This is a genomic window from Actinoplanes sp. NPDC051861 (genome assembly GCF_040681145.1).
Taxonomy (GTDB): Bacteria; Actinomycetota; Actinomycetes; order Mycobacteriales; family Micromonosporaceae; genus Actinoplanes.
This window is the reverse complement of record NZ_JBFAYE010000005.1, coordinates 96,597-110,972: the sequence shown is the minus strand read 5'-3', so window position 1 is coordinate 110,972 and position 14,376 is coordinate 96,597. Positions and strand designations below refer to the sequence as shown.

At 72.1% G+C, this 14,376-nt stretch carries 13 protein-coding genes; 8 read left to right on the top strand and 5 right to left on the bottom strand.

Annotated features, from left to right (window positions below):
• The first annotated feature begins 3 nt into the window (after window positions 1–3).
• Entirely contained in the window at window positions 4–1,497 is a 1,494-nt protein-coding gene (gene gtfA / locus AB0M02_RS17410; protein ID WP_364227766.1) for a sucrose phosphorylase, read from the top strand.
• Entirely contained in the window at window positions 1,494–2,342 is an 849-nt protein-coding gene (locus AB0M02_RS17405) for a GDSL-type esterase/lipase family protein (RefSeq protein ID WP_364227763.1), read from the top strand. The genes gtfA and AB0M02_RS17405 overlap by 4 nt, the downstream gene beginning before the upstream one ends.
• A 1-nt stretch (window position 2,343) precedes the next feature.
• Here AB0M02_RS17405 and AB0M02_RS17400 read toward each other — a convergent pair whose 3' ends face one another.
• Together AB0M02_RS17400 and AB0M02_RS17395 are read right to left on the bottom strand one after the other, a co-directional pair.
• Window positions 2,344–4,086, bottom strand: a complete 1,743-nt coding sequence (locus AB0M02_RS17400) for an MOSC domain-containing protein (protein WP_364227761.1) — start codon at window positions 4,084–4,086, stop codon at window positions 2,344–2,346.
• A gap of 10 nt (window positions 4,087–4,096) precedes the next feature.
• Window positions 4,097–4,606: a CGNR zinc finger domain-containing protein gene (locus AB0M02_RS17395; protein ID WP_364227759.1), complete on the bottom strand. Its 510-nt coding sequence runs from the start codon at window positions 4,604–4,606 to the stop codon at window positions 4,097–4,099.
• Window positions 4,607–4,696: 90 nt separating this feature from the next.
• Between AB0M02_RS17395 and AB0M02_RS17390 the strand changes: the two genes are divergently transcribed.
• From AB0M02_RS17390 to AB0M02_RS17370, 5 genes are all read left to right on the top strand, one after another.
• Window positions 4,697–5,569 (top strand): alpha/beta fold hydrolase, encoded by an 873-nt coding sequence (locus tag AB0M02_RS17390; protein WP_364227756.1) that lies wholly within the window; start codon window positions 4,697–4,699, stop codon window positions 5,567–5,569.
• A gap of 9 nt (window positions 5,570–5,578) precedes the next feature.
• Window positions 5,579–6,451 carry a DUF427 domain-containing protein gene (locus tag AB0M02_RS17385; RefSeq protein ID WP_364227753.1) on the top strand — a complete coding sequence of 291 codons (873 nt, stop codon included), beginning with the start codon at window positions 5,579–5,581 and terminating at the stop codon, window positions 6,449–6,451.
• 1 nt (window position 6,452) lies between these two features.
• A complete protein-coding gene (locus tag AB0M02_RS17380; RefSeq protein ID WP_364227750.1) occupies window positions 6,453–7,172 on the top strand; it encodes an SDR family oxidoreductase in 720 nt (239 codons plus the stop codon).
• A gap of 8 nt (window positions 7,173–7,180) precedes the next feature.
• A complete protein-coding gene (locus AB0M02_RS17375) occupies window positions 7,181–7,609 on the top strand; it encodes a VOC family protein (protein WP_364227748.1) in 429 nt (142 codons plus the stop codon).
• A gap of 120 nt (window positions 7,610–7,729) precedes the next feature.
• Window positions 7,730–8,557, top strand: a complete 828-nt coding sequence (locus AB0M02_RS17370) for an IclR family transcriptional regulator (protein ID WP_364227745.1) — start codon at window positions 7,730–7,732, stop codon at window positions 8,555–8,557.
• Here AB0M02_RS17370 and AB0M02_RS17365 read toward each other — a convergent pair.
• Complete coding sequence (locus tag AB0M02_RS17365; protein ID WP_364227742.1) at window positions 8,545–9,573, bottom strand: cellulose-binding domain-containing protein; 1,029 nt, start codon at window positions 9,571–9,573, stop codon at window positions 8,545–8,547. The genes AB0M02_RS17370 and AB0M02_RS17365 overlap by 13 nt on opposite strands.
• Before the next feature lie 184 nt (window positions 9,574–9,757).
• Here AB0M02_RS17365 and AB0M02_RS17360 point away from each other — a divergent pair, with 184 nt between their 5' ends.
• Window positions 9,758–11,698 carry an alpha-glucuronidase gene (locus AB0M02_RS17360; protein ID WP_364227739.1) on the top strand — a complete coding sequence of 647 codons (1,941 nt, stop codon included), beginning with the start codon at window positions 9,758–9,760 and terminating at the stop codon, window positions 11,696–11,698.
• Here the strand turns inward: AB0M02_RS17360 and AB0M02_RS17355 are convergent.
• Together AB0M02_RS17355 and AB0M02_RS17350 are read right to left on the bottom strand one after the other, a co-directional pair.
• Window positions 11,676–13,691: a beta-galactosidase gene (locus AB0M02_RS17355; protein WP_364227736.1), complete on the bottom strand. Its 2,016-nt coding sequence runs from the start codon at window positions 13,689–13,691 to the stop codon at window positions 11,676–11,678. The genes AB0M02_RS17360 and AB0M02_RS17355 overlap by 23 nt on opposite strands.
• A complete protein-coding gene (locus AB0M02_RS17350; protein WP_364227733.1) occupies window positions 13,688–14,371 on the bottom strand; it encodes a hypothetical protein in 684 nt (227 codons plus the stop codon). Before AB0M02_RS17350 ends, AB0M02_RS17355 begins: the two co-directional genes overlap by 4 nt.
• Window positions 14,372–14,376: the final 5 nt, after the last annotated feature.

The following is a 14,376-nucleotide window of genomic DNA, read 5'->3' as shown; positions in this document are numbered from 1 at the left end:
GACATGAACGCACCACAGCTGATCGCGTACGCCGACCGGTTCGGCGGGACGCTGCGCGGACTCACCGAGCTCCTGCGCGGCCCGCTGCGGGACACCTTCGGCGGTGTCCACGTCCTGCCCTTCTTCCGGCCGTTCGACGGCGCGGACGCCGGATTCGACCCGGAGGACCACACCGAGCCGGATCCGCGGCTCGGCACCTGGGCCGACGTCGGCGACCTGACCCGCACGCACACCGTGATGACCGACGTCATCGTCAACCACATGTCCGTACGGTCCGCCGCCTTCCAGGACGTGCTGGCCCGAGGTGACGACTCGCCGCAGCGCGGGATGTTCCTGACCATGAGCTCGGTGTTCCCGGACGGCGCGACCGAGGACGAGCTGACCGCCGTCTACCGGCCCCGGCCGGGCCTGCCGTTCACCACGATGGTCCTCGGCGGGCGGCCGCGCCTGGTCTGGACGACCTTCAGCGCCGAGCAGGTCGACCTCGACGTCCAGCACCCGGCCACCTGGTCGTACCTGACCGGCATCATCGACCGGCTGACCGGCGCGGGCGTCACCCTGCTCCGCCTGGACGCCGTCGGGTACGTCGGGAAGCGGGCCGGCACCGACTGCTTCATGACCGACGAGACACGTGCCTTCACCGAGCGGCTGCGCGCGTACGCCCACCAGCGTGGGGCCCGCATCCTGGTGGAGGTCCACGGTCACTACCAGCAGCAGGTCGAGCTGGCGGCGGACGTCGACCTCGTCTACGACTTCGCCCTGCCTCCGCTGGTGCTGCACGCGCTGCACGCCCGGGACCCGAGGCCGCTGACCCGCTGGCTCGGCATCCGCCCGGCGAACGCGGTCACCGTACTGGACACCCACGACGGCATCGGCATCGTGGACGTCGGCGCGAGCCCGCTGCTGCCCGGAGTGCCCGGCCTGCTGGACGCCGGCCAGATCGACGCCCTGGTCGAGGCGATCCACGACGCCAGCGGCGGCACCAGCCGGCTCGCCACCGGCGCGGCCGCCAGCAACCTCGACCTCTATCAGGTCAACTGCACCTTCTACGACGCGCTCGGCGGCAACGACCGTGACTATCTGCTGGCCCGGCTCCTTCAGCTGTTCGTGCCCGGCATCCCGCAGATCTACTACGTCGGCCTGCTCGCCGGCCACAACGACGTCGAACTTCTGCGGCGCACCGGAACCGGACGAGACGTCAACCGCACCCACTACCGGCACACGGACATCGACGAGGCTCTCGCCCGGCCGGTGGTCCGCGCCCAGATGGCCGCCATCCGGCTGCGTGCCCATCACCCGGCCTTCCGGGGAGTCTTCGAGCACGACGGCGACGAGACGTCGATCGAGCTGCGCTGGCACCACGGCACGGCGCGAGCCGGGCTGCGCCTCGACCTGCGAGACCGGACCCACCGGATCACCGTCGAGAACGACGGGACGGTCCGCACCATCGACGACGTCCTGAATCTGCCTTCGGTCGACGGCGGGTGGACCGCATGACGGCGGTCAGCGCGTTCACCGACGACGAGCGGCGGCACTTCGTGAGGTATACCCGTACCCAGCGGTGGCCGCTGCTCCAGCGTTTCCCGATCACCGACGACGGGCACGACGGGCTGCTCGCCCAGATGCTGGCGAGCACGCCGGCCAAGATCCGGTCCCTGATCGACGCCATGCGTGACGAGACGCGCGCGGCGGCGGCCCGGATGCTGGCCGGACGCCACTACCGCGCCACCCTCGACGCCCTGCCGTTCGGGCCGGACGACCGGATCGTCGCCGTCGGCGACTCGATCACCGCCGACCGTCTGGGCTGGTTCGAGATCCTCGCCGAGTCGTTCCACCAGGCCGGCACACCCGCGGCCACCCTGGTCAATCTCGGGGTCAGCGGTGACACCACCGCGGACGTGCTGGAACGATTCGACCTGCTGGAGGCGGCCCGGCCCAGCCGGGTCCTGCTGATGATCGGCACCAACGACGCACGCGAGCACGGGCGCGAGGGCGGATACCGGATGGCGACACCCGGCGAGACCGAACGCAACCTTCGCGCGCTGATCGACCTGGTCACCAGCCAGCTCGGGGCCGCGATAACGGTCATCACACCGCCCGCCGTCGACCAGGAACGCATCGACAGCTACTTCCGGGACGTGCCCGTGCACTGGCGGGCCGCGGCGGTGGCCGAGGTCGCCGACGTGGTGCGCAAGACCGCGCCGGACGCGATCGACCTGCACGAGGCCACCCGGGAGATCGGCACGGCCGGCTTCCTGGAGCCCGACGGCGTCCATCCGACCTCGGCCGGCCACCAGTTCATCCTCGACCACGTGCTGGGCCACCTGCGCGCCTCCCGCTAGGTCACAGGTCCAGGACCAGGTCCGTCTCGGGCCGGGCGCAGCACACCAGCACCGAGCCGGGTGCCGGCGGTTCCAGCGGCGCCGGCTGGTGGTGGGCGCTTCCGGAGACGACCGGGGTGACGCAGGTGTGGCACACCCCGGTCCGGCAGGACCAGCGGGTGGGCACGTCGCAGGCCTCGGCGAGGGAGAGCACCGTGCCGTAGGAGCCGTCCCACGGCACGGTGAGCCCGCTCCGCAGGAACGTGACGAGGGGCCCGGTGCCGGCGGGCCCCTCGGGCCGGTGCGGTGCGACCGGGGAGGTGCCGGTGACGCCCGGGTTGATCGGCGGCAGCGTCCCGAACAGCTCACGGTGGATCCGGTGGGGGTCCAGGCCGATGCTCACCAGCGCTTCCCGCATGGCGCTCATGAAAAGATCAGGACCACAGAGGTACGCCGACGCGCGCTCTGCGATCCCCAGGCCGGCCAGGTCCTCCCCGGTGAGACGGCCAGCCCCGGAGTAGTGGATCTTCTCGTGGGCGTTCGGCAGCGTGGCCAGCAACCGGTGGGCCTCGGCGGCGAAGGCGTGCTCGGCCGGCGACCGGGTGGTGTGCACCCACCAGATCTCCCGCTTGCTCCCACCGGCGGCGAGCGCGTGCAGCATCGCCATCAGGGGCGTGGCCCCGATCCCGGCCGACAGCAGGACCACCGGGGCGTCGTCGTGCTCGTCCAGGACGAAGTCGCCGCGCGGGGCGGCGGCGTCCAGCGTCGCCCCGGCCTTCAGGGTGTGCAGGTAGGCGGCCGCGCCCTCGGGTGACTCGCGCTTGACGCTGATCCGGTAACCGGTCTCCGAGGGCGCGGCCGACAGTGAGTAGCTGCGGATCGGCGCCGGGTCACCGGGCACCCGGACGGCGAGGAACTGGCCGGGCTCCGGGCGCTTCAGCGGACCGTCGCCGCCGGCCTCCATGTCGCCGCCGGCCTCCATGTCGCCACCGGCCTCCGTGTCGTCGCCGGCCTCCAGATAGAGCGAGGTCACGGCCGGGGTCTCCGGCACGACCCGGGTGACCCGCAGCGGCCGGAACCCGGGCCATCCGCCGGCTCGCGCGCCGTCGGCCGTTCCGCTTTCCGCCGCCTGCAGCAGGTCACGGAACGAGGCCCGCCACCCCGGGCTGAGCGCGGGCAGGTCGGTCGCGGCGCGCAGCCGGTCGACGTCCCGGTCCGGCAGGTAGAGCAGCGCGTCGACGGCGGCGACGGTCAGGCGGTGCCGGCCGGTCCGCGTGCGGATGATCTCGTCGCCGGCCTCGACGTGGCCCTCGGTGATGACCCGGAGGTAGAAGCCGGGCCGTCCGTGGGCCACCAGCAGGGCGGGCATCTCGGGCACGCCCAGCCGCATGCCGAGCCGGAAGCAGGTGACCCGGGGCTGGGTGACCTCGAACTCGGCCTCGCCGACGCGGTAGCGGTCGCCGACGCAGACCTCGTCGTCGGGCAGGCCGTCGACGGTGAAGTTCTCGCCGAACTGCCCGTACTCGAGGTCGTCGCGGCCGAGGAACCGGCGCCAGTAGTCGTAGGAGTCGCGCTGGTAGACGAGCACGGCCCGGATCTCGCCACCGTGACCGGCGGTGTCGCCCTGCCCGTCGCCGTCGACGTTGAGCCGGCGCACCATGCGCGGGCCGGTGACCGGGCGCTTGACGATCCCGGTGTGGACGGTCCGGCCCTGCCAGGACACGTCCGCGGGCATCCCGACGTTGACCGACAGCAGACGGGGCATGGTCATCTCCTCAGTTGGTCGCGGCCGGCCGGTTGCGCTCGTAGTGCCGGCGGGCCTTCATGCGGTTGCCGCAGATGGCCATCGAGCACCAGCGGGCGTTGTTCGACCGGCTGTGGTCGACCAGGAACAGGTGGCACTCGGTGTTGGCGCACGGCCGCAGGCGTCCCGGGCTGGACCGGCGCAGCTCGTCCCAGGCGAGGACCGCCTGGGCCGCCGCCGACCGGCCGCCGGGCAGGTCGAGCACCCAGTCGACGCCGTCGGCGCCGGCGGTGGCCCGGGTGCGGACGCCGTCCAGGAACGGTGCCAGGGTGGCCGCCGTACCCGTGCCGCGCACCAGTTTCTGCAGCGTGTCGCGGGCCGCGACCAGCGCCCGCCACTCGTCGTCGCCGACCGGGCGGCCGTGGGCGGCGAGCCAGGCGTGACCGGCGCCGGCGTCGGCGAGGTCGTCGCGCGGTGACCCGTCGATGACGGGCGTGGTGTTGAGCAGATCCAGCAGCAGTGCCTCGTCGGATGTCGGCATGGCCGCCATTCTAACCACCAAACTCCGCTTGACAGGTTATGCGCGTCCATGTTCTTGTCTAACCACCCAAGCAAGCCATGGAGGTTAGTCATGACGGTTGTGCATCACCGCTACGCCGAGGTCCAGGGGCGGCGGCTGTTCTACCGGGAGGCCGGGCCGGCCGACGGCCCGGTGGTCGTGCTCCTGCACGGCTTCCCGACCAGCTCGTTCATGTTCCGCGACCTGATCCCGGCGCTGGCCGACCGCTACCGGGTGATCGCTCCCGACCATCTGGGCTACGGGTTCTCGGACGCCCCGCCGGCCACCGAGTTCGACTACACCTTCGACGCGCTGACCGGCCTCACCGCCGGGCTGCTCGACCAGCTCGGCGTGCGCCGCTTCGCGATGTATGTGCAGGACTACGGCGCCCCGATCGGCTGGCGGCTGGCGCTGGCCGACCCGTCGGCGGTCACCGCGATCATCACGCAGAACGGCAACGGGTACGACACCGGTTTCGTCCCCGGCTTCTGGAAGACCGTCTGGGACTACCACCGCGAGCAGACACCGGAGACCGAGGCCGCGATCCGTGGTGCCCTGACCCTCGACACGACGAGATGGCAGTACGTGGCCGGTGTGCCGGACGAGACTGTGGTCAGCCCGGACACCTGGCACCACGACTTCGCGCTGCTCTCCCGGCCGGGCAACGACGAGATCCAGCTGGCCCTGTTCCGCGACTACGCCACGAACCCGCCGCTCTACCCGGCCCTGCACGAGTACCTGCGTGAGCACCGCCCGCCGGTGCTCGCCGTGTGGGGCGCCAACGACCCGATCTTCGGCCCGGACGGCGCCCGCGCCTTCGCCACCGACGTGCCGGACGCCGAGATCCACCTGCTTGACGGCGGCCACTTCCTGCTGGAGAGCGCCGGCGCCGAGGTCGCCGCGCTGATCCGGGACTTCCTGGCCCGCGTCACCGTCACGGCCTGAGGAGCGGACATGGGACTGGCATGGCAGCAGGGCCCGCTGGCCACCAGGACGGTCGGGCACTTCCTGGTCGCGCAGCCGCTGCCGGAGCGGATGCTGTTCGCCGAACCGCTCCGCCGGCGGATGCGCGTGCGATACGCGGGGCAGTGGGTGGCCGACAGCGAGGACGTCGTGCTCCTGCACGAACCGGGGCGATATCCGGTCGCCTACTTCCCGAGCAGTGACGTCCTCGACGGCCACCTGGTCGCCGACGGCCGGGCCACCGAGCACCGCGAACTCGGCCGGACCGAGTGGTTCACGGCGCTCGCCGGTGACCGGGTGACCCCACGGGCGGCCTGGCAGCACACCGGGCTGCCGGAGCACGCGGCCGTGCTGCGTGACCGGGTCGCCTTCGCCTGGCGGGCGATGGACGCGTTCTACGAGGAGGACGAGCGGGTCGTCGGCCACGCCGCCGACATGTATCACCGAAACGACATCCGGCAGACCTCCCGTCACCTCGTCGTCCGGGCCGGTGACCGGGTCGTCGCCGAGACCCGGCGGCCGCTGGTGCTCTACGAGTCCGGGTTCGCCCCGCGGTGGTACGTGCCCCGCGAGGACGTCGACGAGTCGGCCCTCACCGCCGCCGACGGGCAGACCTTCTGCCCGTACAAGGGGCTGGCCAGCTACTACGACATCGGCGAGCACCGGCGTGCGGCCTGGTCCTACCTGTCGGCGTGGCCCGAGGTGGCCCGGGTCAGCGGCCACGTCTCGTTCGAGCCGGACATCGTCGACGTCCGCCTCGACGGGCGCAGGCTCGCCCTCGCCCCCGGCCAGAAGGTCCTGCCGCACGGCATCGATCGCGGGCTCGACCCCGCGGAACTGCACGACGAGAGAAACGAGAACTGACGTGCCCGCTTCACTGCGTGACCGTACGGTCCTGGTCGTCGGCCGGGGCAGCGGCATCGCCCGCGCCGTCACCCTGGCGGCCCGCGAGGCCGGCGCCCGCGTCGTCGTCGCCGGCCGTGACCGGGAGGTCCTGGCGGCGGCCTACGACGACCCCGGCGTCACCGCCGAGCGGGTCGACCTCACCGACGAGAGCAGCATCGCCGCGCTGGCCACCAGGCTCGGCACGGTCGACCACGTCGTCTCGACCGCGTCGGCGCGGGCCCGGGGGGCGGTGGCCGACCTCGACCACGACACCGTGCTGCGCTCGTTCGACGTCAAGGTCCTCGGCCCCGTCCTGCTCGCCAAGCACTTCGCGCCGCGGATGCCCGCCGACGGCTCGTTCGTCCTGTTCTCCGGCTCCTCCGCGCGCAAACCCACGATCGGCATGCTCGCCGTCGGCGCCACCAACGGCGCGGTCGACGTGGTGACCCGCGGCCTCGCCGTCGAGCTGGCACCGATCCGCGTCAACGCCGTCTCACCCGGCACCGTCGACACCGGCGCCTACGACGCCCTCGGCGACCGCGGCAAGGGCGAGCTGTTCGCCGCCCGCGAGGCGAGCAACCCGGCCGGCCGGATCGGCGCCCCGGGCGACGTGGCCGAGGCCGTGCTCTTTGCCCTGACCAGCACGTTCCTGACCGGCGTCTCGCTCGGCGTCGACGGCGGCGAACCCCTCGTCCGATAAGGAGACCCGTGAACTACACCATCGAGGTCGTCACCCTCGCCGTCCGCGACACCGGCCGGGCGCTCGACTTCTACACCCGGCTGGCCGGCTTCACCCTGGACGTCGACTACCACCCCGACGACCGGTACCGGGTCGTCCAGCTCACCCCACCCGGATCGGCCTGCTCGATCCAGTTCGGCACCGGCCTCACCGATGCCGCACCGGGCTCGGCGCGTGCCACCCACCTCGTCGTGACCGACATCGAGGCCGCACATCGCGAGCTGGGCGACCGCGGCCTGCCGGTCGGCCCGCTGCGGCGCAAGACCACCGTCGAGGACTGGCAGGGCGACCACTCACCCGGCACGGACCCGGGGCGCCGTGACTACGCGAGCTCGTTCACCTTCGCCGACCCGGACGGCAACACCTGGGTGGTCCAGGAACGCGGCCACTCCCGGTGAGCCTCGAAAGTTTCGGCCGCGCGAGCTCCGTTGAACAGGTAAGATTGTCAGACATCCGCATGTCTTGAGCCGAAAGTTGTTGATACCTTATATCGGTAAGCGTGCATGAATGGAGGTGTCATGGCCGGAGGAACCATGACACCGGGCCGGTCGGTCACCTCCAGGGTGCTCGCGATCCTCGACACCTTCGACGCGACACACGCGGAGCAGTCGCTGACCGAGATCGCCCGGCGGGTCGGCTTGCCGCTGGCCACGACCTATCGCCTGATCGGCGAGCTGGCCGCCTGGCGAGGACTGTGCCGCCGTCCCGACGGCAGATATGAGATCGGCATCCGCCTGTGGGAGGTCGGGCTGATCGCGCCGGTCCATCATCGGCTTCGTGAGGTGGCTCTGCCGTTCCTGCAGATGCTCTACGAGGCGACCCGGGAGAACGTGCACCTGGCCGTCCGCGACGGCGACGTCGCGCTGTACGTGGAGAAGCTCGCCGGGCACCGGTCGGTGCCGATCATCTCGCGCAGCGGAGGGCGGCTGCCGCTGCACGCCACGGGCGTCGGCAAGGCGCTGCTCGCACACGAGCCCGAGGCCTACCGCCGTGAGTATCTCGCGCGGCCCCTGCCGCGGTTCACCCGATTCACCATGGTCGAGCCCGGCCGGGTCGCCGCGGACCTGGACCGCACCGTCAAGCGCGGTTATGCGGTGACGGTGGAGGAGATGACACTCGGCAGTTGCTCGGTGGCCGCTCCGGTGCTGTCCCGATCCGGTCGGCCCGTCGCCGCCGTGGGGATCGTGGTGCACAGCGTCCGCGTCGAGCCGGAGCGGTTCGCACCCCTCATCCGGCTGGCGGCGGAGGGTGTCGCCGCGCGGCTCGACGCGAGCGGACTGGCCGGCCCGGGCGGTTCCCTGCAGGTCGCCCGGGCCGACGTGCTGCGCGAGACCTATCCCCAGTAGGCGAGTGCCTGCCTGCCGAGCGAGGCCTGGCCGGCGGTGTTGGCGTGGCAGCCGTCTGCCACCTCACCGCTGCGGAGGCGGAACTGACCGGAGTAGGTCACGTTCTGGCTGCTGTCCGCGGCTGCCTGCCGCGCGAGCGAGTCGGTCAGCGCCGGGCCGTTGGCGCCGGCGAGGGAGCACGACTGCCCGGAGTCGTAGAGCGGCTGGCCGGTGATGTAGACGGCGGCACCCGGAGCGGCGTGCTGGCGTGCGTTGGTGATGAGCCGTCTCACCTCGTCATAGGTGACGCCGTTCTGCGCGAAGATGCAGATCTGGACCCAGACCGCGGACGGCCTGCCGTACCGGGACGACTGCTGATCGAACTTCTGCCAGGCGCTGGAGTTCGTGTCGGTCCACGACTGGACGACCAGGCCGCCGGTGCCGTACGGCCCCCACATGCGCCTGCCGCCGACCGCGACGTAGCCCTGCGAGACGTTCTCCGCCATCGAGCAGCCGATGAAGCCCATCGAGTTCGGCGTGCCCGTGCCCGGGGGAACGCTGGGTGAGGCACTGGGCGAGGCGCTCGGTGACCCGCTGGCCGGAGGCGTGCCCGGCGTCGCCGTGCCGGTGCAGGTCACCCCGTTGAGCGCGAAGGTGGCCGGCGACGGATTGCTGCCGCTCCAGGAGCCGTTGAAGCCGAAACTGGCCGAGCCGTTCGCCGGCAGCGCCGCGTTCCACGACGCGTTGCCGGCGCTGACCTGTGACCCGGTCTGGGTGACCGTGGCGCCCCACGCCTGCGTCACCCGCTGCCCGGCACCGAACGCCCAGGTGAGCGTCCAGCCGGAGATCGGGTCGCCGAGGTTCGTCACGCTGACCGACGCGGTGAAACCGCCCTGCCAGCTGGACGTGACCCCGTAGGTGGCCCGGCAGCCGGTGGCGGCCGCTCGAGCGGTGACGGTGGCGGCGAGGATTCCGGCGCCCGACAGGGTCGCCACCACCAGGGCGGCGATCGCCGGACGTGTTCGCGACAAGCGCATGTTCCCTCCTTGGGGACGCGCCTCCACCACCGGGCGGGGAATGCCGGAGCCTTTCGAGCCGGTGAAGGCGCAGGTAGGTAACGGACGTCGATTCGCGATCGCGGTTTCACGATAGGAGCTCCGGGCCGGGGGTCAACGGATCTCTGTCGCCCAGTGAAAGCGCGTTCGATATCGTCGTGTTTCGATGGATGAACATGTGCTCGAAACTCATCCGGCCTGGCTGGCGCCCGGTGCGTTCCGCGCGCTCGGGCGCCGGCGTGTCCGGGTCTCCGGGGACGGCCCGCTGGCGGACACCGTGCGCGACGAGGTGGCCTGGGCCTGTGCGCGGTTCGGCGGTTCGGTCAGTGCCGACGGGCAGCCCGCTGACCTGGTCCTGGCGATCAGCGGCCGATCGGAGCAGGCGGACGACGGCTTTCTGCTGAGCCGCGACGGCGAGGTGACGACGGTGCTCGCGGACGGGCCGAGCGGGTTGCTCCACGGGTTGTTCGAGGTGGTTCGCCGGGGTGAGGCGGCCTTCGGCCCCGGTCCGGTCGCCGAGCGGCACGAGCCGGCGTGGCAGCGGCGCATGGCCGACCACTGGGACAACATCGACGTGCATCCGGTGATGGGCCAGGTCGAGCGGGGATACGCCGGTGGGTCGATCTTCTGGCGGGACGGCCGGCTGCGTGCCGACCTCTCCCGGGTGCGTGCCTACGCCCGGCTGCTGGCGGCCTGCGGGATCAACGCGATCGCGATCAACAACGTCAACGTCCACGCGACCGAGGCGCGCCTTCTGACCGAGCGGCGCGGCGAGGTCGCGGCGATCGCCGCCGCATTCCGGGGGTACGGCGTACGCGTCCACCTCTCGGTGAACTTCGCCGCACCGATGCTGCTCGGCGACCTCCCGACCGCCGACCCGCTCGACGAGACGGTACGCAGATGGTGGGCGCGCACCACGCAGCGGATGGTCGAGGTGGTGCCCGACTTCGGCGGCTACCTCGTGAAGGCCGACTCGGAGGGGCAGCCGGGCCCGTTCACGTACGGCCGCAGCCACACCGACGGCGCCAACATGCTCGCCGAGGCCCTCGCACCGTACGGCGCGGTGGTCCACTGGCGGGCGTTCGTCTACGACCACCGGCAGGACTGGCGCGACCGCCGTACCGACCGGGCGCGGGCCGCCCACGACCACTTCGCCCCGCTCGACGGCGGGTTCCGCGACAACGTGGTCCTCCAGGTCAAGCACGGCCCGATGGACTTCCAGATCCGGGAACCGTTCTCGCCGGTCCTCGCCGCCATGCCCGCCACCCGGCTGGCGGTGGAGGTCCAGGCCACCCAGGAGTACACCGGCCAGCAGAAACACGTCTGCTACCTGGCCCCGATGTGGAGCCGGGTCCTCGGCGAGGCCGGCCGGTGGGTGAGCGAACTGGCCGTGGTCGCCAATGTGGGCGACGACCCGTTCTGGACCGGCCATCCCCTCGCTCAGGCGAACCTCTACGCGGCCGGTCGCCTGGCCTGGAACCCGGGCGCGGACCCGGTCGCCGTCCTGGACGAGTGGATCGGCCTGACCTTCCCCGGCGCCACCGACGGGCTCCGGCGCACACTGCACGCCCTGATGGACGACTCGTGCCTGACGTACGAGCAGTACACCGCACCGCTGGGCGCCGGTTTCATGGTCCGGCCCGGCCATCACTACGGCCCTGACGTCGACGGCTACGAGTACACGCCGTGGGGCACGTACCACTTCGCCGATCGCGACGGAGTCGGTGTCGACCGCACCCGCGCGACCGGGACCGGGTTCACCGGCCAGTATCCGCGACCCTGGTCGGACCGCTACGAGTCCCCGGACACCTGCCCCGACGAGCTCCTGCTGTTCTTCCACCACGTGCCGTACGGTCACGTCCTGCACAGCGGCTCCACGGTGATCCAGCACATCTACGACACCCACTTCGCCGGTGCCGAGCGGGTCGCGGCGATGCGTGACGCGTGGCGGGAGACCACGGGGCTCCTCGACCCGGCGGTGCACGACCGCGTGACGGAGCTGCTCGGCGAGCAGGTGCGCAGCGCCGAGGAGTGGCGCGATCAGATCAATACGTACTTCTTCCGCAAATCCGGCGTCCCCGACCTCAAGGGCCGCCGGATCCACTGACGCGGATCACCAGTACGCCGTGGGGCGCGAGCGTCATCCGGCCGCCGGGCTCGGCGGGGTCGCCGGTGAGCAGGTCGGTGCCGGGGTGCACGACCGGCAGGGTGACAGCGTCGGGGCGGTGGTTGAGCACGAACAGCAGCCGGGACCCGTCCGGCGTGACCCGCACCGCCGTCTCCACGTCCGGGACGTCCGGATACGGCCCGAGCAACTCGTGCCGGTCCAGCACCTGCCGCACGACCCACGCGACACCGGCGGCGTCGAGTGCGGCACCGACGTACCAGCCGTGCCCGGCGCCGAAGTCGTTGCGGGTGACGGCGGCGGTACCGGCGTAGAAGTCGGAGCAGTACGTGCCGACGACCGTGGCGCCGTCGGGGACGACCAGCTCGAAGAGCAGGCGGGCCTCGACCGTCTCGCCGCCCAGCGCGACCGGGTTGAGGTAGGTGCCGTCACGGGCGTCGCACTCGTCGACGCGTACCCCCATGAGCCGGGCCAGCGGGCCCGGCACGTCGGCGAGAAAGGCGTTGTCGTCCTCGTCGACGCGGCCGGACAGGAACGTCGTGACCACCGAGCCGCCGCGCGCGGCGACCGCCTCCAGGCGGGCGGCGAGGTCGCCCTTGACCATGTGCAGCACCGGGGCCACCACCACGTCGTAACCGCTCAGGTCCGCGGTCACCGGCACCACGTCCAGGCCGGCGCCCGCGTCCCACAGGGCCCGGTGATAGGCGGTGACCACGTCCAGGTAGCGAACCAGTCGCGACGGGCCGTCCGAGATCTCCAGCGCCCACCAGCTGTCCCAGTCGAAGAGCAGGGCCACCCGCGCCGGGGTCCGCCCGCCCAGGGTGGCCGGTCCCACCCGCGACAGCTCCGCACCGAGAGCGGCGACCTCGCGGAACACCCGGGTGTCCGCGCGGCCGGAGTGCCCGATCACCGCGCCGTGGTACTTCTCGCTGGCGCCTCGGCCGGCCCGCATCTGGAAGAACAGCACCGCGTCGGCGCCGTGCGCGATCGCCTGCCAGCTCCACAGCCGCATCACGCCGGGCCGTTTGAGGGGGTTGACGTCACGGCACGCGGTCACGCTGGGTGTCTGCTCCATCAGCCAGAACGGCCGGCCGCCCTTGAGCCCGCGCATCAGGTCGTGGGCGAGCGCCATCCGGGCCGGCGAACGGTCGTCGGGCGGATAGTTGTCCCACGACACGAAGTCCAGATCCGAGGCCCACCGGTGATAGTCGATCGGCCGGTAGAGACCCATGAAGTTCGTGGTCACCGGCGTGCCCGGATCGGACTCGCGGATGGCGGCCTTCTCGTCGGAGAAGTTGGCGAGCATCGCGTCCGACATGAATCGCAGATAGTCGAGGGTGATGCCCTGGAACGCGGTGTGGTCGGGCCCGCGCCAGTGTTCGGTCAGCGCGGACGGTGCCTCGATCTCGTCCCAGTCGCTGAACGTGTGCGACCAGAACGTCGTGTACCAGGCGTCGTTCAGCGCCCGCAGGCTGCCGTACCGCGCGCGCAGCCAGGCCCGGAAGCCCTCCGTGCAGAGCGGGCAGTAGCAGGATCCGCCGTACTCGTTGCCGACATGCCAGGCGATCACCGCGGGATGACCGCCGTAGCGCCGCGCGAGGCGGCGGGCCATCTCGGACGACAGCCGCCGGAACACCGGTGAGCTGGGACAGGAGTTGTGCCGCTGGCCGTACCGGTGCTTGCGGCCCTCGAAGTCGGTGCGCGTCACCTCCGGGTGCGCCCGCGCGAGCCAGGCCGGGTGCGCGCCGGTGCCGGTGGCCAGGCAGATCCGCCTTCCCTCGGCGGCGGCACGGGCGACGATCCGGTCCAGGACGGTGAAGTCGTAGACATCCGGTGCGGGCTGGGTCAGCGCCCAGGTGAACACGCCCACCGTGAGGGTGTCGATGTGTGCCTCGCCGAACCTGCGGTGGTCCTGCTCCCACACCTCGTCCGGCCACTGCTCGGGGTTGTAGTCGCCGCCGTAGAGGATCTTCACCGGGTGTACTCCGTCCGGACCACGTCGATGAGCCGCCGGCTGCCGCCCAGCAGCGCCAGCACCAGCAGCGAACCGGCCAGCGCCAGGACGGCGTCCGAGAACGCCCAGGTCACGCCGAGCGCGACGACGATCAGACAGGCGTTGGCGACGGTCACCGAGGACGTGCGGACCAGGAGGTACGCGGCCAGCCGCGCGGCGTCACGGGTACGGAACTCGAACAGCGAGCAGATCACCAGCGCGTTCAGCATCCACAGCGTCGCACCCGCGCCGACCAGGACGAGAGGTCCCGCCCACCACCCGGGCAGGCCCGCCGCCCCGAGGTGGGTCAGGTTCACGCCGAGGACGGACATCCAGGCCAGCCACAGCCCCCAGACCCGGACCGCCGCGCCCGCGTTGAGCCGGTACCCCCGCAGGAACGCCGCCGCCGGCCGCAGGTCGGCGAGGTCGAGCCGGCGGTGGTGCAGCGCGAAGAGCGCGGCGGACAGGGCCGGGCCGGCCGGCAGCGCGCACACCGCGGCCAGGGGCAGGTTGCTCCAGTCCCGGTCCAGAAGCGTGAGCAGGCCCAGCGCCGGTCCGGCCGTCACCACCAGCAGCACCTCGACGACGAGCAGGTGGTGGACGAGGGCCGCGCCCCGTGCCAGCGGCCCGGTCCCGAACCGTTCACCGACCGCGCTGGTCATCGCGG

Bases quoted from the DNA above. Each gene is read 5' to 3' on its own strand.
- gtfA (WP_364227766.1), top strand. From the start codon at position 4: ATGAACGCACCACAGCTGATCGCGTACGCCGACCGGTTCGGCGGGACG.
- AB0M02_RS17405 (WP_364227763.1), top strand. From the start codon at position 1,494: ATGACGGCGGTCAGCGCGTTCACCGACGACGAGCGGCGGCACTTCGTG.
- AB0M02_RS17400 (WP_364227761.1), bottom strand. From the start codon at position 4,086: ATGCCCCGTCTGCTGTCGGTCAACGTCGGGATGCCCGCGGACGTGTCC.
- AB0M02_RS17395 (WP_364227759.1), bottom strand. From the start codon at position 4,606: ATGCCGACATCCGACGAGGCACTGCTGCTGGATCTGCTCAACACCACG.
- AB0M02_RS17390 (WP_364227756.1), top strand. From the start codon at position 4,697: ATGACGGTTGTGCATCACCGCTACGCCGAGGTCCAGGGGCGGCGGCTG.
- AB0M02_RS17385 (WP_364227753.1), top strand. From the start codon at position 5,579: ATGGGACTGGCATGGCAGCAGGGCCCGCTGGCCACCAGGACGGTCGGG.
- AB0M02_RS17370 (WP_364227745.1), top strand. From the start codon at position 7,730: ATGGCCGGAGGAACCATGACACCGGGCCGGTCGGTCACCTCCAGGGTG.
- AB0M02_RS17365 (WP_364227742.1), bottom strand. From the start codon at position 9,573: ATGCGCTTGTCGCGAACACGTCCGGCGATCGCCGCCCTGGTGGTGGCG.
- AB0M02_RS17360 (WP_364227739.1), top strand. From the start codon at position 9,758: ATGGATGAACATGTGCTCGAAACTCATCCGGCCTGGCTGGCGCCCGGT.
- AB0M02_RS17350 (WP_364227733.1), bottom strand. From the start codon at position 14,371: ATGACCAGCGCGGTCGGTGAACGGTTCGGGACCGGGCCGCTGGCACGG.